This is a genomic window from Flintibacter muris (assembly GCF_943192995.1).
In the GTDB taxonomy this organism is placed as follows: domain Bacteria; phylum Bacillota; class Clostridia; order Oscillospirales; family Oscillospiraceae; genus Lawsonibacter; species Lawsonibacter muris.
Genome location: NZ_CALPCP010000011.1, coordinates 49,775 through 71,978, shown reverse-complemented (window position 1 = coordinate 71,978; position 22,204 = coordinate 49,775). Strand labels below are relative to the sequence as shown.

Below are 22,204 nucleotides of genomic sequence, written 5' to 3'. Positions count from 1 at the left end.
GCCGCAATTCTTTTTACGGGATTGTGGCTTTTTTCATGCCCTGGGAAACGAAAGGAGTGCAGAAAATGGCCGTTTTTCGCGTAGAACGCACACAGGGATACACCGTTATGAGCAACTATCATCTGCGGGACAAGAGCCTGAGCCTGAAAGCAAAGGGCCTGCTGTCCCAGATGCTTTCGCTGCCGGAGGATTGGGACTACACCCTTTCCGGCCTGGCTGTTATCAACCGGGAAAGCAAGGACGCGATCCGCTCCGCAGTCAATGAGCTGGAAAAGGCAGGGTACATCAAGCGCCGCCAGACCACCGACGCGGGCGGCAAGTTCAGCGCCAACGAGTATGTGATTTATGAGCGTCCGGTAACAGAGGAACCGCCCGCCCAACCGTTGCCCCCAAAACCGTTGTTGGAAAAACCGTTGTCGGGTTTTCCGACAACGGATAATCCGGCAACGGGAAAACCGTCAACGGAAAATCCAACGCAAATAAATATAGAGAAATTAAATACCCAAAAATCAATTACTGACGGATCAATTACCGATTCCCTTCCCTTCCGGGGAATGGCGGCAAAGCCACCGGAACCGAAACGAAGGGAAACGATGTCGCTGACAGAGATGGAAAATTATCGGGAGCTGATTTTGGAGAATATCGAGTATGACTGCCTCAAACAGCGGTTTGGAACCTACCGGGAGGACTTGGACGAGATTGTGGAGCTGCTGGTGGAAACCGTCTGCGCGAAGCGTAAGACCACCCGGATTGCCGGGGCGGACTTCCCCCATGAGGTGGTGCGTTCCCGCTTCCTGAAGCTGGACAGCTCCCACATCGAGTTTGTCATGGACTGCCTGCAAAAGAACACCACCGAGGTACGGAACATGAAGCAGTACCTTTTGACGGTGCTGTTCAACGCGCCCACCACCATGAGCAACCATTACACCTCACAGGTCAACCACGATATGTACGGCGGCTTCTGAAAGCTGGCCGTTTTTGTCTGCCCGGAACTGCCGGGAGAAAGGAATCTGTTATGAAACGACCGCTTGCGTATATCACCGCTCCCTGGAGCAAGAACCCCCATGAAAATGCGGCAAACGCCGCCAGCTACTGCCGCCAGGTGTATGACGCCGGATATTCCCCGGTCTGCCCTGTTTTGTTCCTGCCGCTGTTTTTGAAAGATGAAATCCCCCAGGAACACAAGGACGGGATCGACATCGCCAGAGATTTCCATAACCACATCATCTGGAACGCGGTCAATCTGAACTGTGACCGGAAATTCCGAAACTTTTGGGGCAGTACCCGCGCGGTCCGGCGGCTCAACGATACTATCTGCGTTGAGAACGGCTATTCCATTGTAGAGGACCCAAAACCGCATGGAAAAAGCTACAACAAAACCTTATCATCACCGACCTTGCCACTTTGGTGGCTTACGAAAACGGCCCCGCAATACAGGGCTTTAACGAGCTGACGGTATCGGTGAACGACCCGCAGAACATGGAGGAAATCATTTCTAAAGTAAAGGAAATCAGCGGCGTGGACTGGAAAGGCTTTTCTTTTCTGGTTGACAACGAGGACTATGAAAACGCCGCGTCCTCTTTGGAACAGTTATCGGAGCTGGTATCCACCATTTTGATGATCGCGCTGATTGTAAGCATCGCCATCCTCTCGCTCATTCTAACCATGTGGGCCAGAACCCGCATCCATGAAACCGGCGTCCTGCTCTCGGTTGGGATCAGCAAGCTGTCCATCTTAGGGCAGTATATTGCCGAGGTTTTGCTGATTGCGATATTAGCATTTTCCCTCTCTTATTTCTCCGCCAGCGCCATTGCGGGCCAGATGGGAAACGTATTGCAATCCGGGCAGGCGGTAACGGAGGCGCAGCAGGAAGACGGCTTATCTGCCGGAACCCGTGGGGAGGCCGGAACAGATACCGGTGAGCCGGAAATCGAAACCCCGGAATTACAGGTTCGTGTACAGCTTGAGGAAATGGGCCTCCTATTCCTGCTGGGGATCGGGATTGTAACGGTATCCGCTGGAATATCCTCAATTTCCGTCATGCGGCTGAAACCGCGGGAAATTCTATCGAAAATGAGCTGAGAAAGGCGGTAACGATATGAAAAAAGTATGGAAAATGTTTTCTGTCCTCCTTTTTGTGGGATTGCTGTTCACAGGGTGTACCCCCAAGGAGAATAAATCAGACGAAACGCAGGAGCAATCCGGCTCGCCCATCATAGATTACGAGGTGCCGGATAAAGTAAAGGACTATGATTTTGACTATGAATTTGTGCCCGAAGGTGAATAGGAGGTGCCTCTATGGGAATTTTGGAACTGCAAAATCTAACATACTCTTATGACAAAAAGAGGAAGGTGCTGAGAGGGATCAATGCGCAGATGGAGGCGGGAAAAATGTATGCCATTCTCGGCCCGTCCGGGTGCGGCAAGACAACCCTTCTATCCCTGCTGGGCGGTCTGGACAGCCCCACAAGCGGGAATATCCTGTTTGAAGGGAAAGACATTGCACAGGCCGGATTGGCAGGCCATCGGAAAAAGAATGTTTCTTTTATCTTTCAGAGCTACAACCTGATTGACTATATGACCCCGCAGGAGAATGTCCGGCTGACTTCAAAGAAACCGGCACTCCCGTTTCTGGAACGGCTGGGGCTGACGAGGGAGGAATCCAAACGGAACGTGCTGAAACTCTCCGGCGGCCAGCAGCAGCGGGTAGCCATTGCAAGGGCGCTCGCAAGCGAAGCTCCGGTGATTCTGGCGGACGAGCCTACCGGCAATCTGGACGAGGATACGGCTGGGGATATTACGGAAATCTTGAAAGAAAGCGCCCATCAGATGAAGAAATGCGTGATAGTTGTTACCCACTCAGGTGAGCTGGCAAAACAGGCGGATGTGGTGTTCCGGCTGAAAAAGGGTGAATTACAGATAGAGCAAAGCGAGAAATCTTCATAACTATAAATGAGTAAATACCAAATATTGCACAAAATAAAGACACCCGCTGCTGAATGATGTATCATTGAAGTACCAACAAACAACATACTCAAACAACAAGGGGGTGTCCGTTGCAAACAGTATTCAAATTTATTCAGGAGCTGTATAGAGCAACAAATAGAGTTGGGAGGAACATAAAAATGAGAAGCTATCATGCAGAAGTAATTAATTTGAGCTTGAAAGACAAAAAGATGATAAAAAAATTTCCTGTTCTCAAATGTCAAAGTCGTTTTTTTGGTCTATGCAAAATATATACAATTTCAATACCTGAAAAAGATATTGAAGATGAAGTAAAAGCATTTCAAAAAAACATGAGTACAGCTTTGAAGAAAGAATGGTACATTACATTTCATACATCAGAAAATGCAATTGTAGTTTTTAGAGAAAAGATTTTTGTTATGTCCTGCAAGGGGATTGTTCCGGTATATAAAAAACGTATTGATACCTCTCATGCGAAAGATAAACAAAGGTGGGATGATATGATACAATATGCAAAATCATTGGGAGTACCAGATGAACAGTGCGATTTTTTACCAGAGGATTTTACAAAGCAAGAATATTGACAATTCCCGACGACAGCGACACCTTATATATGGTGTCTGCAAAAATATTTACAACGGCGAGGCTACCCGGCTAAAACGGCATCCACTCTGCAGGAAGCACGAACTGTCATTCAGGAGGAAATGCCGCTGGTAATTTGCTGTAACCTCGACCTACCGGACGGTTCCGGCATGGATTTTCTGGACGAGGTACGGGCCGTACAAGGAGATTCCTTTGTGGTGGGGATGTTCCAAATGAAGAATCCCCCTGTCCGGTTTCTGCTGTTCTTTATCCTTACCGAGAACAACGACCTTACCACGGAATATGAATACCGGCATGAGGGCGTGAACGACTATATCACCTCCCCGGTAAATATCCCGGAGCTGATTCGGCGGGTTCTGTTCTTTGTGGAATGAAACGAGCTTACATATCCAAACATCTGCCTCCACAGCGGGGAAAAGAAAAAAACCGCTGACGGGCAGAGGATTTCGTGCGCTTTCCTGCACAGCTGATTTCTTCGGCGGTTTTGAGTAATCAAGGCCGCCGTTTCTTTTTGCCTAAAAGCAGACCCCCGATGACCCTCAGCAATCAGCAGGGGCGGTATATAGGAGGATACCGCCATGTCTGCAATATTCATTTGTAATAGCTATGGGATATATCAATTAAAAAAAGCATAGGCCCTCCTCCGGGATATTATAGTTATCTATCAGTATTATCAATCCATATAAATCAGCATAATCATGGTGTTTTTTGTTGCGCCAGTTTCTCATTGCGAGAAACTGGCGTTTCTTATTGTCGATTTTTAGGGAAACCTCCCGATGTGTACCGCTGCCGGTCCCCGCCTCCATTCGATTCACCCGTCAACCACGCCTGAATCGAAATGGAGGAAAACTATGGGATTTCACTATGGATACGAAAAAAGGAAGTTTGATACAGAATGGACCCGGCTGGAACAGGAATACCGTGCAGCCGGTATGGACGATAGGCAGATCGCGGCGATGAAGGAATATGACTGGACCTGGTTTTGCAGCCAGCGGGCCTATCTAAACCGCGTACAGGCCCTTCCCGGCGAACAGTGTGAGGACGAGAGCGAGCAGTCCTGCCTGTTCCGAAAATTTGAATCCCTGTCCTGCACCTGGGACACCGGCGATGTGGATTCCCGGCGGTTTGGCTGGCTGTCCTCCCTGGAGGATGAACTGCTGTACCGGCGGCTCAGCACCTGACTTCCGGGCGGATGCCGGAGAACGACCGGGAAATTCTCATAGCAGACGCCTATGCCAATAATCCGGATTCCAACAACTTCATTCAATTAGGGGAAGAAATCGAGCTGGAAACGGAAGAAGATACCATGACCGTCACAATGGTAGGAACCTATGGCAAGCCCGGCTCAAGCAACGGAACCTATGCCCTGGACTCCGCCGCCGTTATGATTACAGAAGGGCTTGCCAGAGAAATGATTTCCAGCGTGGAGAACTTTGATTATACCTGGGTGATCTCCGCAGACCCTAACAAAGAGGATTCTGTGACAGCAGCATTGGAATCTGTCGCTACCAATGCGCCTTCCGGCATGGGGCTTTATACCTATGCCGAGGAACTGGACTTTTTGACCTTACAGCAGGCTGTGATTTTTGGCGGGCTTCAGGGGTTATCCTGGATGATTTTCCTCTTTGGCGTGGTCAATCTGGTCAACATGACCCTCTCGAACCAACTTTCCCGCCGCCGGGAACTCTGTATGATGCGCTCCGTGGGCATGACCAAACGGCAGCTTTATCAGGTGCTGACAGCGGAAGGGATGTTCTATGTTCTGTTCAGCGCCGTGATCGCACTGGTGGCAGGAACCCCCGTGGCGATTGGGATTTGCCGCTGGATGGGTGAAGCGATGATGGGACAGGTAATGCCTTATCAGTTCCCCGTTGGATCAATGCTGCTGTATATCGGCGTCCTGGTGGTGCTGGAACTGCTACTTTCCATCTGCACCATCCGCAAGCAGGAGCAAAATTCTCTCATTGAGCAGATGCGGCTTGTGGAATAACAACCGCTGGCCGGGACAGAAAATTTCTGTTCCGGCCAATTTTTTTGTTTTCAGGACATTTCTGCAACATTTCCCCTTTAGGATTACGGTATAAGGGAGGATTTGTCGTATGAAACCTATCTTAATCATAGATTCCGATGCCGACCAGTTTTTGCTATTTGTAAACTTTTTTGAATCGTATTGTCTTTTCATTTGTTTTGTGTTATAGTGTTATGTATAATAGTATAACAGTTAAAACAGCAAGAAGGTGAGATGGATTGAAACTAATTATTTCAAATGTATCAGGCATACCCATCTATGAGCAAATTAAGCAGCAGGTCAAGGCGGCGATCCTATCTGGAGAACTGAAAGAGGACGAAGCCTTACCTTCTCTCAGAACGCTGGCAAAAGATTTGAAAATCAGCGTTCTAACGGTTACACGGGCCTACACAGAATTAGAGCAAGAGGGATTCGTCAAAAATGTTCAGGGGCGCGGCTGCTTTGTCATGGGCCGTGGCTCTGAACTGATGAGAGAGCAGCTTATTTGTAAAGTGGAAAATGGGTTGACCGATGCAATCAAGGCGGCAAGAATCGCAGATCTTCCAAACGAAGAACTGCACCGTCTTTTAGATATTTTATTGGAGGCGAATAAAGATGACTAACTATTTAGAGGTGAAAAACCTGTCGAAATCCTTTGACAGTTTCCAGCTTCACAATATCAGCTTCACCTTGCCGAAAGGATATATTATGGGGCTGATCGGGCCAAACGGCTCCGGCAAGACAACCACCATCAAACTCATTCTGAATATGCTCAAGCGCAACGGCGGCGAAATCAAAATCATGGGGCTGGATAATATCGCTGACGAGCAGAAAGCAAAATCGGAACTTGGTGTTGTATTTGATACCAACTATTTCAGCGATGATTGGCAGGTAACACAGGTAGAAAAATCTATCTCCGTTTTCTATCCCAACTGGAAGTCGGAACGGTTTGCGGAGATGCTGCGGAAGTTTCACATCGCTCCCACCAAGAAAGTGAAAGAACTCTCAAAGGGGATGCAGATGAAGTTGATGCTGGCCTGTGCGTTCTCTTACGACGCAAAGCTGCTGATCCTGGACGAACCCACCAGCGGCCTCGATCCGGTTTCCAGAGATGAACTGCTGCAAATTCTCTCGGAGTATATTGAGGATGGAGAACACAGTGTACTGTTCTCTACCCATATCACCGGCGATCTGGAACGCGCTGCTGACTATATCACTTATATCAGCTATGGAGAATTGTTTTTCAGCGGCAGCAAGGATGAATTTGTCGATATGTTCCGCATTGTCAAGGGAGGAACAGAAGAGCTTACTCCTGATCTGAGAGAAAAAGCGGTCGGTGTCCGTACATTTCCCACAGGCTTTGAGGCTCTGGTCAAGACCGAGGATACGGGCGCTTTTTCCTCTTTGAGCATTGAACCGGCGACTATTGATGAAATCGTTGTATTCACGAGCAAGAAAGGTGACGATTATGAGTAATACATTAAAAGCAACAAAATTGGACTTTTCGCTGGTAAAGCCCTATATCAAGGTGATCGGGTTTACCATGCTTCTTCCTATCGCTTTTGCGGCCATTAACCGTTCCATCCTGACCGGCGTTTCCTTTGCCATGTGCTTTATCGCCATGACCACAGGCTACACCTTCTCGGTAACAGAAAAAAACAGCATGGAGCGTTTGTATGGGATTTTGCCCATTAAGAAAAGCGAAATGGTAACAGGCAGGTATCTCTTTGTTCTTGCGCTGGGCGCGATGGCTCTGGTGGTTTCTCTTATCACACAGCCGATTGTGCTGCGGGCAATGGGTGAAAGTGTTGGAGCATTTGATATGATTAGTGCGGCTATCGGCGGTTTGTTCCTGTTTGCCCTTTATACCGTATTTCAAATTCCGGGCTATTACAAATATGGAGCCATCAAAGGCCGTGTGTTCATGTATATTCCTGTGGCTGGATTTTTGGCGACCTTGTTTTTCCTGCCCAAGATGCCCGCAGACAATCCCATTGTGACTACGGTTGTAAGTTCCCCGGTGCTGCTGATCGGTCTTGTGCTTGTATTGGTTGTTGTCATGTACGCTGTGTCGATCTGGTTCTCCATTCGGATTATGGAAAACAAAGAAATGTGAGGTGAGCAATAAGGAAACCGGAATCGGAATGGATTTCCCATGAGGGTGCGCACGAGGCAATTATCGGGCCGGAGCTGTGGGAGGCTGTCCAGAAAATCAATCAGGCGGCGAAACAGATTTCCGCTAACAATACGCCGCCCCAAGCATCTCTGTTTACCGGAAAGCTGGTTTGTGCGGACTGCGGGCATCCTCTGGTTGCCGCCCGCGAAACACAGCGCCGGAAAAACGGAACTGTCAAGCACTATACTTCTTATTTTTGCTCCCGGTTTGCCACTACCGGACACAGCATCTGCTCCTGGCACCGGATTTTTGAGATCAGCTTGAAAAACTTGGTGCTGAGTGAAATCCGGGCGCATGGCAAAGCGGTTGCAGCCGATGAAGCCGCTGTACTGGATATGTGAACAGAGCCTAGAAAAGGAATTAGAAGAAATTAGAGAAAGAGTGCTAAAGAAATAGAGGAGATAAGAAGAAAAATAGCAAAGTTAGAAAGAAAAAGAAAAAGGAGAGGAGGGATATAAGAAAAGAATTAGCAGAATTAGAAAAAAGAGGAAAGAGGAGAGGAGGGAGGAATAAGGATAAGAAGAATATCTCTATATAGTACCTCCAAAGTATTTTGAATATCAACATTCAACCCCCATACATAAAACCTCCTGGCCTGGTCCAATGACAACGACTTAGGCCAGGAGGTTTTATAATTTCATCCTACTACAAGAAGAAGGCTATAAACATGAAAAACAAAGGTGCAAACTATTATAAAACAATCATTATCATTAGTGGTAGACCGGGTGTTCCTCTTATGTCTGGAACACCTGAACCGCTAAACAATCTCCTACTAAAAAAGGTAAAAAAACAAACATACTTTCATTTTGCTGATTACTTTGACCTATGTAATCATGTGGAACCTAAAAAGGTTATTGTCAGACAAGAAAGCAAAACGGAAGAGGCAGCAAGAGTAATTAAAAAATATCACAAGAAGAACAGGAAAGTTATATATTTTGCTAGTAGTATAACAAATATCCTACAGTTAATTAAGGATTTAAACAAGAAAGGAATTACAGAGGGTGATATCGGAGTAGCTTTTACTAGCAACGAGAAAAAGAAAGAATTTTCTGATTATATGTTAAGTAAGAGAGAAATGATTGAAGAACGCCTAAAGACAGAGGAATTACTACCAGATGATGTTAAAATCTTTCTTACAACTACCAAGTGCAAAGAGGGCATTAATATTCAGAATGACGATATAAAAATCATGTTTGCTGAGAGCTCACAGAGAGCAGAACTTGTTCAAATGGCCGGACGTGTTCGTAAGGGCCTGGATGAATTGAATGTTATGTGTGAATTGTCTAGGGTCTATAAAAAAGATATATTAAAATGGGAACGTTATTTTTCTAATGAATCACTTCAACATGTTACAGACAAATACAAAGATTTTATCAGTAAAACCGAAAAGCCTACAAAGAAGGACGTTATAGCTAGAATAGAAGAAAGCTTTCCCTATATTAGATTTGACTTCTTTCGGCAAAAATTTATCTTTTTTGATGGAAAAATGGAAGGAGAAGATTTGGCAATAAAAGAAAAATATATGCTGATAAATTGGATTGATTATTGGTATGACAATAAAATCGTTAAGGGAGAAATAGTATCACCCCCTGGCAATGAAAACTTTAAAGACTGGTTTCCCTATTCTACAGTAAGGTTAGCCGAAAAAACGCCTTCCGATGAAGAAATCATAGTTAGGGTCATAAAGAAGTACTTTGAAGAGCATGATGAATTACTTGAAAAAGTAATTTCAAAAGAAGAAAGAGATAATATATTGAAAGACATAAATGTTCTCCTCAAAAAAGAAATTGATGATTATCAAGATATGAAGCAAGCGAATTCACTTTTTAAGAAGGGCGGCTATATAGCAGACGAAGTTACAAAAGCTGATAAAAAAAGAGGGCGAGAATCAGAATATAGAATCATTCCAATCCCTGTTGAATCAAGTCAAGAGGACAGAATTGAGGATATTCCAGAAGATGTTTGTATATGACCCAATATATGACCCAAGTTTTACAAGTTTATCAAAACGCTCTTTCCCTTGGCAATCTGTATTACTTCCTCATTCTTGATATTGATTGCACAAAAGAAACAGGGCAATATAAAGGAGGTGCATAGCTGCTTGATAAAAACAAGGAAATTCAAAATAATATAGAAAAAGGGGGGATAACCAGATAAAGCTAACATAATTATAATATTTTACAACAAAAAGCTCGTGACACAATAGTTGATGACACTTTTAACGATATCACAATTTATAGGACATTCCCATGACACAAATATGCCACATAGGGGATATGAAAACGGGATAAGCGGCGACAAAAAGAGAGGAACAAGTTTCCTCGTTCCTCTCCGAAAAACACTCTCTTGCGGATACGTTTTATTCCTTCTCAAAAACGTCCTTGCCCAGTCCGCAGGTGGGGCAGACCCAGCTGTCGGGGACCTGGTCCCAGGGGGTGCCGGGGGCGATGCCGTTGTCCGGGTCGCCGACGGCGGGGTCATAGACGTAGCCGCAGGGGCAGACATACTTATCCATTAGAAATTCCTCCCTGAATCAGCCGAAGTAACGCTCCAGCAGGCCCTTGAAGGCACGGCCATGGCGGGCTTCGTCGCGAGCCATCTCGTGGACGGTGTCATGGATGGCGTCCAGATTCAGCTCCTTGGCCTTCTTGGCGATGGCGACCTTGCCAGCGGTGGCGCCGTTCTCGGCCTCGACGCGCATCTCCAGGTTCTTCTTGGTGGAGTCGGTGACCACCTCGCCCAGCAGCTCGGCGAACTTGGCAGCGTGCTCAGCCTCTTCCCAGGCGGCCTTCTCCCAGTACAGGCCGATCTCGGGATAGCCCTCACGGTGGGCTACCCGAGCCATAGCCAGGTACATGCCGACCTCGGTGCACTCGCCCTGGAAGTTAGCGCGCAGGCCCTCCAGGATCTCGGGGTCAACGCCCTGAGCTACGCCCACAATGTGCTCAGCGGCCCAGGACATCTCGCCCTTCTGCTCCACAAACTTCTCCGGGCCAACGCCGCACTGGGGGCACTTTTCGGGGGCCGCGTCACCCTCGTAGACATAACCGCATACGCTGCAAACGAACTTTTTCATGATAATGTTTCCTCCTTAAAATTTTGGTTTTGATGCAGACAGCTGGGACATAGACCATAGAATGTGAGTTCGCAGCGTTCCACTACGAACCCGTATTGCGAGCTGACGGACTGCTCCAGGCCGGTCTCCGGACGGACATCCGGCAGGTCCAGAACAGAGCCGCAGCTATTGCAAACAAAGTGACTGTGGGGGGCAACGATACCGTCGAACCGCTCCTGTCCCTGAACCACCCCCACGCTCCGGATCAGGCCCTGCTTTTGAAAGAAAGCCAGATTGCGGTAGACCGTTCCCAGGCTGAGGTCGGGATGAAGGGGCTTGAGCTGCTGATACACCCACTCGGCGGAGGGGTGACAGCTTGTCCCCTGGATGGCGTTCAGGATCGCCTCCCGTTTTTTGCTGTAGCGAACGGTGCGTTCCATGAGCGGCCCTCCTTAATAATATTAATTCTTATTACGGCGGTATTATATCATACTCCAGGGAATTTGTAAAGGGGGAAAATAGGAAAATTTGGGGCGGGGCCCCAAATTTTTTTCTTATTCATTTTTGCCCGTTTTCCGCTCTTTTAAACGGCTGAGGATAAATTCCTCCACTTTGCCCCCATATTTCATCCCCAGCAGGAACACAGCCGCCCCCGCCAGCCCGATCGGGACCATCACCCAGGGGGACAGGCCCAGGGTGGAGCCCCCCAGGGCACTGGCAAAAAGCAGTCCCCAGGGCCTGGCCAGCAGCACGATTGCGGCAAACCGGCGGAAAGACAGCGCGGTGAGCCCGGCCAGAATGCACAGCATATCGTCAGGGAAAAAGGGGAACAGAAAGGCCAACGTCAAAAAGACGGGGGCCTTGGCCCGCAGAATGTCCTGGTATTTTTCCGACAGCTTTTGGCTGACAATCCGGCTGGCAAAGTCCCGGCCCAAGGCCCGGGCCAGGCTGAACGTCAGCAGAGAGCCGGTCACCACCGCCCCAAAGGTAAGCAGAAAGGCGGGCCAGGTTCCAAACAGCACCCCCCCCGCCGCGGCAATCACATTGCTCGGGATGGGAGCGAATACCACCGAGAGAAACTGCACCAGAAAAAACAGCAGATGGGAATATGGGGTAAAGTTTGTGATATAGGCCCGCAGTGCGTCCAGGGACCGGACCGCCCGGAAAAAGCCGCTGCTGTACAAAAACCATCCGCCCCCCGCCAGCAGCAGAAGAGCGGCGGTGAGAATAATAAGCTTTTGCCGCCTGTTCATGAAAACGCCTCCGTTCTCAGAGGGTATTCTACCACACAGAAGAGGAAATAACGACAAAAATCTCCTTAAATTTTCGTGAAGAAGATATGAACAGGCAAGGCGGCTAGTATTGTTAATACTAGCCGCCTTATACTACTCTATAATAACTGCATCATGATATTCTTTCTCATAATAATATTTTGCAGAAAATGTAATTTCTTTCCCCTCGTATTGATTTATATCTATACTTTCATCAAAGTAAACCAGTCTTTGATAAGAACTATTAGGAAATTTAACATTCCATGCACCTGGAAAATCCGTATTTTTGCTTGTCAGCGTTCCAGTATACTCATACCTGTCTGTTACAAAATAAGCTGGGCTGACTTCATAAACATATTTATTTTGTGGAATACCGGGGCCCATTGGTTCCTCTTTGATTTCTGCTCCTGTCTGCCCAACAATAGTTACATATTGTCCAACCTCTAAATTAGCAATTTCTTCTACCGGAAGATAAACTTTATAGCGTGTAATAGAATCTGGGTCTATTTGAATGTGGTCAGCACTTATTTCACCTATTCGTCCCGTTATTAAAAGTATTTTTTCGCAGTATGTTTGCGTTGCTCTTACAATATTGCTGGTTGTATCACTACTTATCGTCATTGTATCGCATTCTATTGCCTGCTCCAGCATTTCCTCTTTTGTCATGCCGCCGCTGGGCGTGTCTGTGCTTGTTGTGTCCCCGTTCCCGGTGCTGGGCGTGTTGGTGTCCCCTGCTCCGCTATCGCCGCCGCAGGCCACCAGAGAGAGGGCCAGAGCCGCCGCAAGGATAAGGGCTAATAGTTTCTTCATTGTGTCAACCTCCGTCTAATTTTGTTGTTGTGCTGGGGTACTCCATGAATTTTAGCAGAATATGGAGTAATAGTCAATTCTATTTTCATCAACACTCAATTTATCTTTTGCTAATAGCTAGATATTATGGAGTAAAAGGGGGTTGAATATGGAATACAAGTATAAGTTGGACTATCAAGCCATTGCAAAAAGAATTAGAGCCGCTAGGAAAGCGGCACAATTAACGCAGGCAGAACTAGCAGAGAAGATAAACATATCTACAAATGCAGTTGCAAAATTAGAAACAAATTTAATGAATGTAAGTTTACAAACATTGATAAACATAGCAAATGAACTTGATATAGATATGAACTATTTATTATCAGATAGTAACGATATAAATGACAAGGATGAAAATATTGATTTATTTTTAGAAAATATAATCGCTAATTTATCCATGCGTGAAAAGGCATTTATAATCCACACTATAAACGGGCTAAAGGCATATAATGCCGAAAGCAAGAATTAAAGAATACTGTTCGTAAAGGTATACCTTTACGGGCATTTTATTTGAGTACAAGAAAACAGGAGCGGCAAGGGAAAGCCCCTGCCGCTCCTGTTGATTTTCTTATACCTTTCGAATAGAGGAGATAGCCTTGGCGATAGCTTTGGCGGTATCCGGGTTGTTCATGGTGTACAGGTGGATGCCGTCCACGCCGCCGGCGATCAGGTCAGAGATCTGGTCAATGGCGTAGGCAATGCTGGCTTCCCGCAGGGCCTCGGGGTGGTCGCCGTACTTGGCCAGCAGGCGGGTAAGCTTGCTGGGGATAGTGGCGCCGCACATGGTCACCATCCGCTGGATGGAGTTTTTGGACTGGATGGGCATGATGCCCGCTTCAATAGGCACGTTGATGCCCGCGATACGGGCCCGCTCCAGAAAGCGGAAAAAGTCGTCGTTGTCAAAAAACAGCTGGCTGACCAGATGCTGGGCGCCGGCGTCCACCTTCTCTTTCAGGTGGCGGATGTCACTGACCAGGTCGGGGCTTTCAAAGTGGCCCTCGGGGTAGCAGGCAGCGGAGATGCCAAAGTCCCCCTTCTCCCGGATGTAAGCCACCAGCTCGCTGGCATACTTGAAGTCGGTTTTGGGGAGATAGTCCGGGTTTACGTCCCCCCGCAGGGCCAGGACGTTCTCCACCCCGGCTTTCTTCAATTCGGCCAAAATGCGGTCGGCGTCCTCCCGCCCGGCGGCCACGCAGGTCAGGTGGGCCATGGCGGGGATGTGGTACTTGTTTTCAATCAGGGCGGCGATCTCGCTGGTGCTCTGGTTCACATTGCTGGAGCCGCCTGCCCCGTAGGTGACGCTGATAAAGTCAAAGCGGATGTCTTTCAGGCCGTCCAGCGTCTGGTAGATGCTGTCCACCGGGGCGGTCTTTTTGGGCGGGAACACCTCGCAGGAGAAAACGGTCCGGCCCTGGCCGAATAACTGGCACAATTTCATGATAATCGCTTCTTTCTGTCATGTAGGGCAAGGGCTTTGCCCTTGCCTGAGACTAAGTTCTTCGTCCTCTCAGGCCCCCTCTTTGAGGGAGGCTTTTTGACAATCTGAGGTAAGTCAAATATCCAGCTCTAACAATACAGGGCAGTGGTCGCTGCCCTCCACGTCAGAGAGGATCTCTGCCCGGAGAATTTTGTCACGCAGGCGGTCGGAGACGATAAAGTAGTCAATGCGCCACCCCGCGTTGTTCTGCCGGGCGTGGAAGCGGTAGGACCACCAGGAGTAGGCCCCCTCCCGGTCGGGGTAGAGCCATCGGAAGGTGTCGGTAAAGCCGGAGGACAGGAGGGCGGTCATCTTCTCCCGCTCCTGGTCGGAGAAGCCGGCGTTGCCCCGGTTGGTTTTTGGGTTTTTCAGGTCGATCTCCTCATGGGCCACGTTCAAATCGCCGCAGTAAATCACCGGCTTGGTCTTGTCCAGGGACATGAGGTAGCCGCGCAGATCCTCCTCCCACTCCATGCGGTAGTCGATCCGCTTCAGACCGTCCTGGGCGTTGGGGGTGTAGCAGCACACCAGGTAGAACTTCTCATACTCCAGCGTGATGAGCCGCCCCTCGTGGTCGTGCCGGTCCAGGTCCATGCCGTAGGCCTCGGCGATGGGCTGGTGGGGGGTGAAGACAGCGGTGCCGGAGTAGCCCTTCTTCTCGGCGGAGTTCCAGAACTCCAGCACCCCCTCCCCCAGGGGGACGTCCGCCTGACCCCGCTCCATCTTCGTCTCCTGAAGACAGAGAAAATCGGGCTTTTGCCCCTGATAAAAGTCCAAAAACCCCTTTTTCATGCAGGCCCGCAGGCCGTTTACGTTCCAGGAAATGAATATCATGGGAACACTCCTTTAATGATTCAGCACCCGCACCCTTATCATGTTGGGGATGGCCCGCAGCTCCTCCACAGCCTCCTCAGTGAGGCGGGTATTTACGTCCACCATGGTGTAGGCGTAGTCCTTCTTTGACTTGTTGGTCATATTCTCCACATTGATGTGGTCGTCGGACAGGGTGGTCATGATCTGGGTCAGCATAGCGGGGACGTTTTTATGGATCAGGCAGATGCGGGCAATGCCGCTCCACTCCTGGGACACGTTGGGCAGATTAACGGAGTTGGTGATATTGCCGTTGAGCAGGTAGTCCTGGAGCTGCCGGGCGGCCATGACGGCGCAGTTCTCCTCGCTCTCCGGGGTGGAGGCCCCCAGGTGGGGCAGAGCAATGACATTTTTTACGGTGGCAATCTGCTCATCCGGGAAGTCGGTGACATATTTGGCCACCCGTCCCGACTCCAGGGCGGCAATCATGTCATCATTATCCACAAGCCCGCCCCGGGCCAGGTTGAGCACCCGCACCTGCCCTTTCATCCTGGAAATGGCCTCGGCGTTGATAAAATCCTTGGTGGCGCTGGTGTAGGGGATGTGGAGGGTGACATAGTCAGACACCCGGTACAGCTCGGTCACATCCTTTACCACATGGACATGGCGGTCCAGCCGCAGGGCGGCGTCCACCGACAGGAAGGGGTCATAGCCGTACACGTCCATCCCCAGATCCAGGGCGATATTGCACACCAGGGCCCCAATGGCCCCCAGGCCAATGACACCCAGAGTCTTGCGGTACAGCTCCGGTCCGGCAAAGGCGGACTTGCCCTTCTCCACGGCGGCGGCCACGTCCACCTTGGGGGTGTGGGCCTGCTCCTGCACCCAGTCGGCCCCCCCCAGTATGTCCCGGGAGGCCACCAGCATGGCGGCAATGACCAGTTCCTTTACCGCGTTGGCGTTGGCGCCGGGGGTGTTGAAGACCACAATGCCATTTTCAGAGCAGCGGTCAATGGGTATATTGTTGGTGCCCGCCCCCGCCCGGGCCACCGCCCGGAGAGAGTTGGGGAATACATAGTCGTGCATGGGGGCGGAGCGGACCAGAATGCCGTCCTCCTCCTCCACCTCGCTCCCCACCTGGAACCGGTCCCGGTCCAGCCGGTCCAGGCCCACGGAGGAGATTTTGTTCAGTGTTTTGATACGGTACATACCTATTACCTCAAACTTTTGTTGATCTTGCGGGGACATCTGTTCAGCCGCAGTCCCAGTTGTACAGCACCCGGGAGAAATCCCGGCGCTTCAGTGCCTCCCGGTTGATGAAGAAATTGCCCACCCCGCAGTCGCCCCAGCAGACCAGATCTTTCCGGTCCCGCATCTCGCTGTCCAGCTGAAACAGGAGGGTGTCAAATTCCTCATATTCGTTGTCCTCACTCCGGGGGTCGGCCTGGGTAAAAAAGGGGTAGCCGTCCAGCTGGTGGCCGGCAGCGTTGGCCGGGTCCAGAGTGAAGATATCGTAATCCCGCTCCTCCTTAGGAAACAGGCCGTAGAAGTCCCAGATGGAGCGGATAGGCTTTTCCGGTCTGAGCTGATTCCAGCGCTGCAGGAACAGCTTTTCAAACCGGCAGTCGCCGTCCGGGATGTCCTGATTCTGCACCGGACCGAAGACAATCCGGCAGGGCTGGTCCCCCAAAGGGGTGTAGCACTCCTTGCCGTCAGAGGGCCGGGGAACGGCAACGCTCTCCGCCGTGACGGTGGGGTCCACCGTCTCCCGGTAGATAATCTGAAAGCCCAGCTGGGCAATCTGGTCGTCAAAATCCGCGCCGTACACATCATCCGTCCCGACAAAGAATTGCAGCAGGCCGGCGTGGGGGAAGTCGGGCAGGCCTTTCAGCTGTGTACAATCAATCTGGGCCAGAAAGCTCATGGGGTCGCCATAGCTGCATACCGGCCAGGCCTCGCCCCTGGACAGATAAGGCATGCCCCCCACCTTGCTGTCAGCGATACCGGGTTCGCCCACCTCCAGGGTATAGGGGAGACATATCTTTTTGCAGGCGGCGCGGATTTCTCCACAGATCTCCAGAGCCAGTTCAGTGTCAGTCATTGTGGCGTCTCCTTTTAGAAAGTAATCATCCGCTCCTTGAGCTTTACCCCATCCAGAGCGGGGGCAATGACAATAAAGAGGGCTCCGCTGCCAATCCCCTGGACCAGAGTGCCCAGGAACTGGGGGACAAAGGCGGCCATGGTCCCGGCCATGGCGCAGCCGGCCAGGGCGTAGGCGGTGGGGGAGAACAGTCCGGCAATTACCACCGCGGCCAGGTTCCGGCGGCACAGCAGCCGCTCGCCTTTGCTGGTAAAGAACAGCACCAAAACCGCCTTGATAACCAGGGTGGGCAGTACCCACATGGGGGCGGTGAGCAGGTCGGCCAGCCCCGCGCCGACAGCGGCGGCGGCCGCCGCATAGGGGAGGGGCAGCAGGCAGGCGGCCAGATAGATGAGCGCGTCGCCCAGATGGATGTAGCCCCCGGTGGGGATGGGGATGTGGAGCATGTAGGCGGTCATCACGGCGATGGCCGCAGCAAACAGCGCGGTGATGGTGAGCAGATGGATTTTATCCTTTTGAAGCATAAGAACTCCTCCTCTATTTGGTTGGTGAGAGAAGTATACGGCGAATTCCCTACTTTGTCAATGGGTTAGTTCGCCTTCTCGAAGGCCCGGATAAAGTCGCACAGCTTTTCCACCGCCTCCACCGGCATGGCGTTGTAGATGGAGGCCCGCATCCCGCCAGTCATCCGGTGGCCCTTCAGGTTGACAAACCCGGCTTCCGTGGCCTCCCGGACGAACTTGGCGTCCAGCTCCTCGCTGGCGGTGCGGAAGGTGACATTCATTCCGGAGCGGGAGCCCTGCTCCGCGTGGCAGGTGAACAGCCGGGAGGAGTCCAGCGTATCGTAGAGCATTCCGGAGCGCTGCTGTTTCAGCTTCTCCATACCCTCAGGGCCGCCGTTCTCCTCCACCCAGTCCAGCATCAGCCCCAGCATGTAGACGCACCAGCAGGGAGGGGTGTTGTACATGGAATCCTTGTCGATCATGGTCTTGTAATTCATCATCAAGGGGGTATATGGCAGCTCATGGCCCTGGAGGCCGTCCTTGATAATCACCACAGTCAGCCCGGCGGGGGCCAGGTTTTTCTGGGCCCCGGCGTAAATGATGCCAAACCTGGACACATCCACCGGCATAGTCAGAATGTCAGAGGACATATCGCATACCAGGGTCACATCCCCGGTCTCAGGAATGTAGTCCCACTCGGTGCCATAGATGGTGTTGTTGGCGCAGTAGTAGAAGTAGCTGGCGTCCAGGTTCAGCTTCAGCTCCTCCTGCCGGGGGATGTAGCTGTGGTTCCGGTCGGAGGTGTCGCAGGCGGTGGAGATGTCCCCGTACTTTTTCGCCTCTTTACAGGCCAGGCCGGAGAAGTTGCCGGTGACGGCGTAGTCCGCCTTTCCCGTCTTGCTGATCAGGTTCAGGGGGATCATGGAAAACTGGCCGGAAGCTCCCGTCTGGAGAAAGAGAATGTGGTATCCCTCAGGGACGTTCATCAGCCGGCGCAGCTTGTCCCGTGTGTCCTGGAAAATGTCCATAAAGACCTTAGACCGGTGGCTCATCTCCATCACGGACATACCGGAGCCTCGATAGTTGGTAATCTCCAATCCGGCCCGCTCCAGCACGGACAGCGGGAGTACGGAGGGACCGGCGGCAAAATTGTAGACGCGGGAATCGCTCATGAGAAGAGCCCCTTTCTGTACAGAAAATGTGATTGTACACACTGGTGTACGGTAATTTTCAATTATAGTCCGGGAAAAATGTGGTGTCAATGGCGAAAGCGAAGAACCGGGCGGTATTTTCTCCTCTCTTTGTGTGAATAGTCCCCACAACAAGGACAGGTGTTTTTGCGGATACCCTGTTCAACGCCCATGATTGTATATATTGCATAAAAATATATTATAAAATTATGCGAATTCAACAAAACGATCCTTGACGCAAGCCGCCCCGCCCTGCTACAATACGGGCAGCCGCTGAGGGAAGCGGCATCACAAAACGGTTTGAATTGAATGCAAGGAGGTCTTTGCAATGATTAAAGAGATTGACATCAAGAGCCAGGAGCAGATTGAGAAGATCAACAGGCTGGCCTGTGAAACACCCTATGAGGTCTGGCTGAGTTCCGGCAGCATGATGCTGGACGCCCGCTCTCTGCTGGGGCTGTTCGCTCTGATCGGCAGGAAGGCCCACGTAGTGGTGGAGGACAGCGTCGCTCCCCGCTCCTTCCAAAAGCTGGTCGCCAAGATGGCTTGATAGGGGCAGCGCACTGGAAAAAACATAGCTTTGACGATACGTCAAGCCCCTCATGGCCGTTGGGTCTGGGGAAATCAATTTTGGCGCCGTAGGGCGCGACGGCCCCGGCGCGCCGTTGGCAACAGTTGCTAACCGGCGGCGGGCCGGGTCGTCCCGCCCTACAAATATGGCGGAATGTTCTGAAAATTGATTTCCGTGCCGCTGGCCACGGGGGGCTTGACATCTCTGCAAAACTCTGGTATGCTGGAAAAAATAAATATGTTACCGCCGGGTAACCTGGTTAACGTCTTTGCCGCTCTATAGGCCGTAGAAGGAGCGGTCGGGGGCGTTTTATTTTTTTGTTTGGAGGTTTTTTCCATGTATGAGGGCAAGCCCCCTGCGCTGTTCTTCCGCTTTGCCGTCCCCCAGATGATCGGGCTGCTGTTCAACTCGGTTTATACCATTGTGGACGGCATCTTTATCGGCAACCGCCTGGGGCGGGAGGCCATGGCCGCCGCCGCTGTGGCGGTGCCGCTGATCGAGATTTTGATTTCGGTGGCTATCGCCGCCGGCTCAGGGGCGGGGGTGCTGATTGCCGCCCGCCTGGGGTCGGAGGACCGGGCGGGTGCCCGGAAGCTGTTCAACACCGCAGTCTGGATGCTGGGGCTGGCCGGAGTGCTGACGGCGGTGCTGGGAAACCTGTTTTTGATCCCTCTGGCCCGGCTGCTGGGAGCTACCCCGGAGATTCTGGAACCGGCCGCCGGCTACCTGTGGTTTATTGTCACCTTCGCTCCCTTTCAGCTGTTCAGCTTTCTGCTGGGAGGGATGGCCCGGAATGATGGCCGCCCCAAGCTGGCCATGACTGCCATGATTCTGGGGGCGGGGTCTAACATTGTGCTGGACTACCTCTTCATGTACCCCCTGAACATGGGCATTCGGGGCGCTGCCCTGGCCACCGCCCTGGGGCCTGTGTTCAGTGTGCTTCTCCTTCTGCCCCATTTTCTTCGGAAGCGGGGGGCGCTGTATTTCGCCCCCTTCCGACCCAGGCTGGCTGACGGCAGGGACATTCTGGTGTGCGGCGTGCCCTCCTTTATCATGGAGTTCTCCATTGGCATTGTCACATTTCTGTACAACCTGGCCATCGCCCAATGCGGCTATGGAGAGCTGGGGCTGGCCGCCTACCTGGTAATCGGGTATCTGATGCTCATCATCCTCACCCTGTTTTTGGGGATGGCGGAGGGCCTCCAGCCGGTGTTCAGCCGCTTTATGGCCACCGGGGAGCGGGACCGGGGGCTGGCTATGCGGCGGTTTTCCACCAAAGTCTTTCTGGGGGTGGGACTGGCCGGCTGCGCCCTGATCTTCTTCGGCTCCCGCTGGTTTTTCCTCCTTTTTGCCCCGGAGGACCCGGAGCTGGTGGCCTTCGCTGTGGAGCAGTCGGTCCCCTACTTCTGCGGGTTCTTCCTCACCGGGTTCAATATTTTGATGATCTCCTTCTGGCAGGCCACCCGCCGCACCGAACAGGCGCTGGCCGTCTCGCTGCTGCGCAGCGTCATTCTGCCCCCGGCGCTGCTGCTGGCCCTGCCCCCTCTGCTGGGCCGGGAGGCCCTGTGGCCCTGCCAGTCCGCCGCCGACGCCATAACCGCATTCTTCGTCATTTTTGCCCTTGTATTTCGCAAGGAGCCATGGTACAATCGACCAACCTTGCGAGAGAGCATGGAGAAATGAGGAAAAAACATGAAGGTTAGAGTAATCACCGATTCCGCCAGCGACCTGCTGCCCCCTCACCGGCCTGAGGTAACCGTTCTGCCTATGGAGGTCACCTTTGGGGAGGAGACCTACCGTGACGGCGTGGACCTGACCCACCACCAGTTCTACGAGAAGCTGATCGAGGGGGACGACCTGCCCACCACCAGCCAGATCTCCCCCGCCCGGTTTGAGGAGGCCTTCCGCGCCGCTGTGGAGGCCGGGGAGACGGTGGTAGCTGTGGTGCTGTCCGCCAGGCTGTCAGGTACCTATCAGAGCGCCTGCATTGCGGCGGAGGAGTTCCCCGGCAAGGTGTTTGTGGTGGACAGCGCCAACGCCACCATTGGGGAGCTGATTTTGGTGGAGCGGGCGCTGGAGCTGATGGACGCCGGGCTGGATGCCTCCTCCATAGCCGCCCGGCTGGAGGAGGAAAAAACCGACATCCGCCTGGTGGCCCTGCTGGACACCCTGGAGTACCTGAAGCGGGGCGGCCGGGTGTCCGCCTCGGTGGCTCTGGTGGGCGGACTGCTGGCCATCAAGCCGGTGGTGGCCGTTCAGGAGGGCGAGGTGGTGGTGCTGGGCAAGGCCCGGGGCTCCAAAAACGGCAACAACCTGCTGGTACAGGAGATTCAAAAGACAGGCGGCGTGGACTTTTCCCGCCCCTACAAGCTGGGCTACGCCGGCCTGGATGACAGCCTGCTGCAAAAGTACATCACCGACAGCGCCGCCCTTTGGACGAATCACGCCGACCGTCTCCCCCTGGGCACCGTAGGCGGCACCATCGGCACCCACGTGGGCCCAGGCGCCATTGCCGTGGCCTTCTTCCAGAAGCATTAACCTCTGCGCCCCCGCCCAAAGCCTCCTTATAAAGTGGGAATCAATAGTTAAAAGTAAAGAAAAATAGAGACAAATGGCGCCCAAAGGA

At 51.8% G+C, this 22,204-nt stretch carries 26 protein-coding genes and 3 pseudogenes; 18 read left to right on the top strand and 11 right to left on the bottom strand.

Annotated elements, in window-relative coordinates:
* The first annotated feature begins 65 nt into the window (after positions 1-65).
* From NFS22_RS10880 to NFS22_RS10815, 14 genes and pseudogenes are all read left to right on the top strand, one after another.
* On the top strand, positions 66-965 hold the full coding sequence (locus tag NFS22_RS10880; RefSeq protein WP_251317790.1) for a DUF6017 domain-containing protein: 900 nt from the start codon (positions 66-68) through the stop codon (positions 963-965).
* Positions 966-1,015: 50 nt separating this feature from the next.
* Positions 1,016-1,402: pseudogene (locus NFS22_RS10875) on the top strand (DUF7768 domain-containing protein); the annotation flags it as partial.
* Between the two features lie 5 nt (positions 1,403-1,407).
* Entirely contained in the window at positions 1,408-2,082 is a 675-nt protein-coding gene (locus tag NFS22_RS10870) for an ABC transporter permease (protein WP_251317820.1), read from the top strand.
* A gap of 16 nt (positions 2,083-2,098) precedes the next feature.
* Positions 2,099-2,287, top strand: a complete 189-nt coding sequence (locus tag NFS22_RS10865) for a hypothetical protein (protein WP_016215690.1) — start codon at positions 2,099-2,101, stop codon at positions 2,285-2,287.
* A gap of 11 nt (positions 2,288-2,298) precedes the next feature.
* Positions 2,299-2,946, top strand: coding sequence for an ATP-binding cassette domain-containing protein (locus tag NFS22_RS10860; protein ID WP_016215691.1), 648 nt, complete (start codon positions 2,299-2,301; stop codon positions 2,944-2,946).
* Positions 2,947-3,125: 179 nt separating this feature from the next.
* The gene (locus NFS22_RS10855; protein ID WP_251317788.1) at positions 3,126-3,548 is read left to right on the top strand and encodes a hypothetical protein; all 423 of its coding nucleotides are present in this window, start codon (positions 3,126-3,128) and stop codon (positions 3,546-3,548) included.
* Positions 3,506-3,941: pseudogene (locus NFS22_RS10850) on the top strand (response regulator). The gene NFS22_RS10855 and the pseudogene NFS22_RS10850 overlap by 43 nt, the downstream one beginning before the upstream one ends.
* A gap of 477 nt (positions 3,942-4,418) precedes the next feature.
* The gene (locus NFS22_RS10845; protein ID WP_251317787.1) at positions 4,419-4,748 is read left to right on the top strand and encodes a hypothetical protein; all 330 of its coding nucleotides are present in this window, start codon (positions 4,419-4,421) and stop codon (positions 4,746-4,748) included.
* An 11-nt stretch (positions 4,749-4,759) separates the two neighbouring features.
* The gene (locus NFS22_RS10840; protein WP_251317786.1) at positions 4,760-5,557 is read left to right on the top strand and encodes an ABC transporter permease; all 798 of its coding nucleotides are present in this window, start codon (positions 4,760-4,762) and stop codon (positions 5,555-5,557) included.
* A gap of 257 nt (positions 5,558-5,814) precedes the next feature.
* A complete protein-coding gene (locus NFS22_RS10835; RefSeq protein WP_004074184.1) occupies positions 5,815-6,198 on the top strand; it encodes a GntR family transcriptional regulator in 384 nt (127 codons plus the stop codon).
* Positions 6,191-7,051: an ABC transporter ATP-binding protein gene (locus NFS22_RS10830; RefSeq protein ID WP_004074186.1), complete on the top strand. Its 861-nt coding sequence runs from the start codon at positions 6,191-6,193 to the stop codon at positions 7,049-7,051. The genes NFS22_RS10835 and NFS22_RS10830 overlap by 8 nt, the downstream gene beginning before the upstream one ends.
* Positions 7,044-7,691: an ABC-2 transporter permease gene (locus NFS22_RS10825; RefSeq protein WP_004074187.1), complete on the top strand. Its 648-nt coding sequence runs from the start codon at positions 7,044-7,046 to the stop codon at positions 7,689-7,691. The genes NFS22_RS10830 and NFS22_RS10825 overlap by 8 nt, the downstream gene beginning before the upstream one ends.
* 8 nt (positions 7,692-7,699) lie before the next feature.
* A pseudogene (locus NFS22_RS10820) lies at positions 7,700-8,086 on the top strand (recombinase zinc ribbon domain-containing protein); the annotation flags it as partial.
* A 332-nt stretch (positions 8,087-8,418) separates the two neighbouring features.
* Complete coding sequence (locus tag NFS22_RS10815; protein WP_251317785.1) at positions 8,419-9,723, top strand: DEAD/DEAH box helicase; 1,305 nt, start codon at positions 8,419-8,421, stop codon at positions 9,721-9,723.
* Between the two features lie 387 nt (positions 9,724-10,110).
* On the opposite strand, the gene NFS22_RS10810 is transcribed toward NFS22_RS10815, so the two are convergent.
* The 5 genes from NFS22_RS10810 to NFS22_RS10790 form a co-directional block, all read right to left on the bottom strand.
* Entirely contained in the window at positions 10,111-10,266 is a 156-nt protein-coding gene (locus NFS22_RS10810) for a rubredoxin (protein WP_251317784.1), read from the bottom strand.
* An 18-nt stretch (positions 10,267-10,284) separates the two neighbouring features.
* Positions 10,285-10,827, bottom strand: a complete 543-nt coding sequence (locus NFS22_RS10805; RefSeq protein ID WP_251317783.1) for a rubredoxin-like domain-containing protein — start codon at positions 10,825-10,827, stop codon at positions 10,285-10,287.
* Positions 10,824-11,246, bottom strand: coding sequence for a Fur family transcriptional regulator (locus NFS22_RS10800; protein WP_251317782.1), 423 nt, complete (start codon positions 11,244-11,246; stop codon positions 10,824-10,826). The genes NFS22_RS10805 and NFS22_RS10800 overlap by 4 nt, the downstream gene beginning before the upstream one ends.
* Before the next feature lie 114 nt (positions 11,247-11,360).
* Positions 11,361-12,059, bottom strand: coding sequence for a TVP38/TMEM64 family protein (locus tag NFS22_RS10795; RefSeq protein WP_251317781.1), 699 nt, complete (start codon positions 12,057-12,059; stop codon positions 11,361-11,363).
* Positions 12,060-12,191: 132 nt separating this feature from the next.
* Positions 12,192-12,887: a hypothetical protein gene (locus tag NFS22_RS10790; RefSeq protein WP_251317780.1), complete on the bottom strand. Its 696-nt coding sequence runs from the start codon at positions 12,885-12,887 to the stop codon at positions 12,192-12,194.
* Between the two features lie 148 nt (positions 12,888-13,035).
* Between NFS22_RS10790 and NFS22_RS10785 the strand changes: the two genes are divergently transcribed.
* A complete protein-coding gene (locus NFS22_RS10785; RefSeq protein ID WP_251317779.1) occupies positions 13,036-13,395 on the top strand; it encodes a helix-turn-helix domain-containing protein in 360 nt (119 codons plus the stop codon).
* A 99-nt stretch (positions 13,396-13,494) separates the two neighbouring features.
* Here NFS22_RS10785 and metF read toward each other — a convergent pair whose 3' ends face one another.
* The 6 genes from metF to serC form a co-directional block, all read right to left on the bottom strand.
* On the bottom strand, positions 13,495-14,364 hold the full coding sequence (gene metF, locus NFS22_RS10780; protein WP_251317778.1) for a methylenetetrahydrofolate reductase [NAD(P)H]: 870 nt from the start codon (positions 14,362-14,364) through the stop codon (positions 13,495-13,497).
* Positions 14,365-14,478: 114 nt separating this feature from the next.
* On the bottom strand, positions 14,479-15,237 hold the full coding sequence (locus NFS22_RS10775; RefSeq protein WP_251317777.1) for an exodeoxyribonuclease III: 759 nt from the start codon (positions 15,235-15,237) through the stop codon (positions 14,479-14,481).
* A 12-nt stretch (positions 15,238-15,249) separates the two neighbouring features.
* Entirely contained in the window at positions 15,250-16,422 is a 1,173-nt protein-coding gene (locus NFS22_RS10770; RefSeq protein WP_251317776.1) for a phosphoglycerate dehydrogenase, read from the bottom strand.
* 43 nt (positions 16,423-16,465) lie between these two features.
* Complete coding sequence (locus NFS22_RS10765) at positions 16,466-17,314, bottom strand: YwqG family protein (RefSeq protein WP_251317775.1); 849 nt, start codon at positions 17,312-17,314, stop codon at positions 16,466-16,468.
* Positions 17,315-17,328: 14 nt separating this feature from the next.
* Positions 17,329-17,838 carry a TIGR04002 family protein gene (locus tag NFS22_RS10760; protein WP_251317774.1) on the bottom strand — a complete coding sequence of 170 codons (510 nt, stop codon included), beginning with the start codon at positions 17,836-17,838 and terminating at the stop codon, positions 17,329-17,331.
* A gap of 65 nt (positions 17,839-17,903) precedes the next feature.
* Complete coding sequence (gene serC / locus NFS22_RS10755) at positions 17,904-18,989, bottom strand: 3-phosphoserine/phosphohydroxythreonine transaminase (protein ID WP_251317773.1); 1,086 nt, start codon at positions 18,987-18,989, stop codon at positions 17,904-17,906.
* A 346-nt stretch (positions 18,990-19,335) separates the two neighbouring features.
* On the opposite strand from serC, the gene NFS22_RS10750 reads away from it, so the two are divergent.
* From NFS22_RS10750 to NFS22_RS10740, 3 genes are all read left to right on the top strand, one after another.
* On the top strand, positions 19,336-19,557 hold the full coding sequence (locus NFS22_RS10750) for an HPr family phosphocarrier protein (protein WP_251317772.1): 222 nt from the start codon (positions 19,336-19,338) through the stop codon (positions 19,555-19,557).
* A gap of 357 nt (positions 19,558-19,914) precedes the next feature.
* Positions 19,915-21,261 carry an MATE family efflux transporter gene (locus NFS22_RS10745; RefSeq protein ID WP_251317771.1) on the top strand — a complete coding sequence of 449 codons (1,347 nt, stop codon included), beginning with the start codon at positions 19,915-19,917 and terminating at the stop codon, positions 21,259-21,261.
* A 9-nt stretch (positions 21,262-21,270) separates the two neighbouring features.
* Positions 21,271-22,116, top strand: a complete 846-nt coding sequence (locus NFS22_RS10740; RefSeq protein WP_251317770.1) for a DegV family protein — start codon at positions 21,271-21,273, stop codon at positions 22,114-22,116.
* The last annotated feature ends 88 nt before the right edge of the window (positions 22,117-22,204 follow it).

What these genes read in the sequence shown, in the direction of transcription:
- NFS22_RS10880 (WP_251317790.1), top strand. Translation starts at nt 66, where the DNA reads ATGGCCGTTTTTCGCGTAGAACGCACACAGGGATACACCGTTATGAGC.
- NFS22_RS10865 (WP_016215690.1), top strand. Translation starts at nt 2,099, where the DNA reads ATGAAAAAAGTATGGAAAATGTTTTCTGTCCTCCTTTTTGTGGGATTG.
- NFS22_RS10860 (WP_016215691.1), top strand. Translation starts at nt 2,299, where the DNA reads ATGGGAATTTTGGAACTGCAAAATCTAACATACTCTTATGACAAAAAG.
- NFS22_RS10855 (WP_251317788.1), top strand. Translation starts at nt 3,126, where the DNA reads ATGAGAAGCTATCATGCAGAAGTAATTAATTTGAGCTTGAAAGACAAA.
- NFS22_RS10845 (WP_251317787.1), top strand. Translation starts at nt 4,419, where the DNA reads ATGGGATTTCACTATGGATACGAAAAAAGGAAGTTTGATACAGAATGG.
- NFS22_RS10840 (WP_251317786.1), top strand. Translation starts at nt 4,760, where the DNA reads ATGCCGGAGAACGACCGGGAAATTCTCATAGCAGACGCCTATGCCAAT.
- NFS22_RS10830 (WP_004074186.1), top strand. Translation starts at nt 6,191, where the DNA reads ATGACTAACTATTTAGAGGTGAAAAACCTGTCGAAATCCTTTGACAGT.
- NFS22_RS10825 (WP_004074187.1), top strand. Translation starts at nt 7,044, where the DNA reads ATGAGTAATACATTAAAAGCAACAAAATTGGACTTTTCGCTGGTAAAG.
- NFS22_RS10815 (WP_251317785.1), top strand. Translation starts at nt 8,419, where the DNA reads ATGAAAAACAAAGGTGCAAACTATTATAAAACAATCATTATCATTAGT.
- NFS22_RS10810 (WP_251317784.1), bottom strand. Translation starts at nt 10,266, where the DNA reads ATGGATAAGTATGTCTGCCCCTGCGGCTACGTCTATGACCCCGCCGTC.
- NFS22_RS10805 (WP_251317783.1), bottom strand. Translation starts at nt 10,827, where the DNA reads ATGAAAAAGTTCGTTTGCAGCGTATGCGGTTATGTCTACGAGGGTGAC.
- NFS22_RS10800 (WP_251317782.1), bottom strand. Translation starts at nt 11,246, where the DNA reads ATGGAACGCACCGTTCGCTACAGCAAAAAACGGGAGGCGATCCTGAAC.
- NFS22_RS10795 (WP_251317781.1), bottom strand. Translation starts at nt 12,059, where the DNA reads ATGAACAGGCGGCAAAAGCTTATTATTCTCACCGCCGCTCTTCTGCTG.
- NFS22_RS10790 (WP_251317780.1), bottom strand. Translation starts at nt 12,887, where the DNA reads ATGAAGAAACTATTAGCCCTTATCCTTGCGGCGGCTCTGGCCCTCTCT.
- NFS22_RS10785 (WP_251317779.1), top strand. Translation starts at nt 13,036, where the DNA reads ATGGAATACAAGTATAAGTTGGACTATCAAGCCATTGCAAAAAGAATT.
- metF (WP_251317778.1), bottom strand. Translation starts at nt 14,364, where the DNA reads ATGAAATTGTGCCAGTTATTCGGCCAGGGCCGGACCGTTTTCTCCTGC.
- NFS22_RS10775 (WP_251317777.1), bottom strand. Translation starts at nt 15,237, where the DNA reads ATGATATTCATTTCCTGGAACGTAAACGGCCTGCGGGCCTGCATGAAA.
- NFS22_RS10770 (WP_251317776.1), bottom strand. Translation starts at nt 16,422, where the DNA reads ATGTACCGTATCAAAACACTGAACAAAATCTCCTCCGTGGGCCTGGAC.
- NFS22_RS10765 (WP_251317775.1), bottom strand. Translation starts at nt 17,314, where the DNA reads ATGACTGACACTGAACTGGCTCTGGAGATCTGTGGAGAAATCCGCGCC.
- NFS22_RS10760 (WP_251317774.1), bottom strand. Translation starts at nt 17,838, where the DNA reads ATGCTTCAAAAGGATAAAATCCATCTGCTCACCATCACCGCGCTGTTT.
- serC (WP_251317773.1), bottom strand. Translation starts at nt 18,989, where the DNA reads ATGAGCGATTCCCGCGTCTACAATTTTGCCGCCGGTCCCTCCGTACTC.
- NFS22_RS10750 (WP_251317772.1), top strand. Translation starts at nt 19,336, where the DNA reads ATGATTAAAGAGATTGACATCAAGAGCCAGGAGCAGATTGAGAAGATC.
- NFS22_RS10745 (WP_251317771.1), top strand. Translation starts at nt 19,915, where the DNA reads ATGTATGAGGGCAAGCCCCCTGCGCTGTTCTTCCGCTTTGCCGTCCCC.
- NFS22_RS10740 (WP_251317770.1), top strand. Translation starts at nt 21,271, where the DNA reads ATGAAGGTTAGAGTAATCACCGATTCCGCCAGCGACCTGCTGCCCCCT.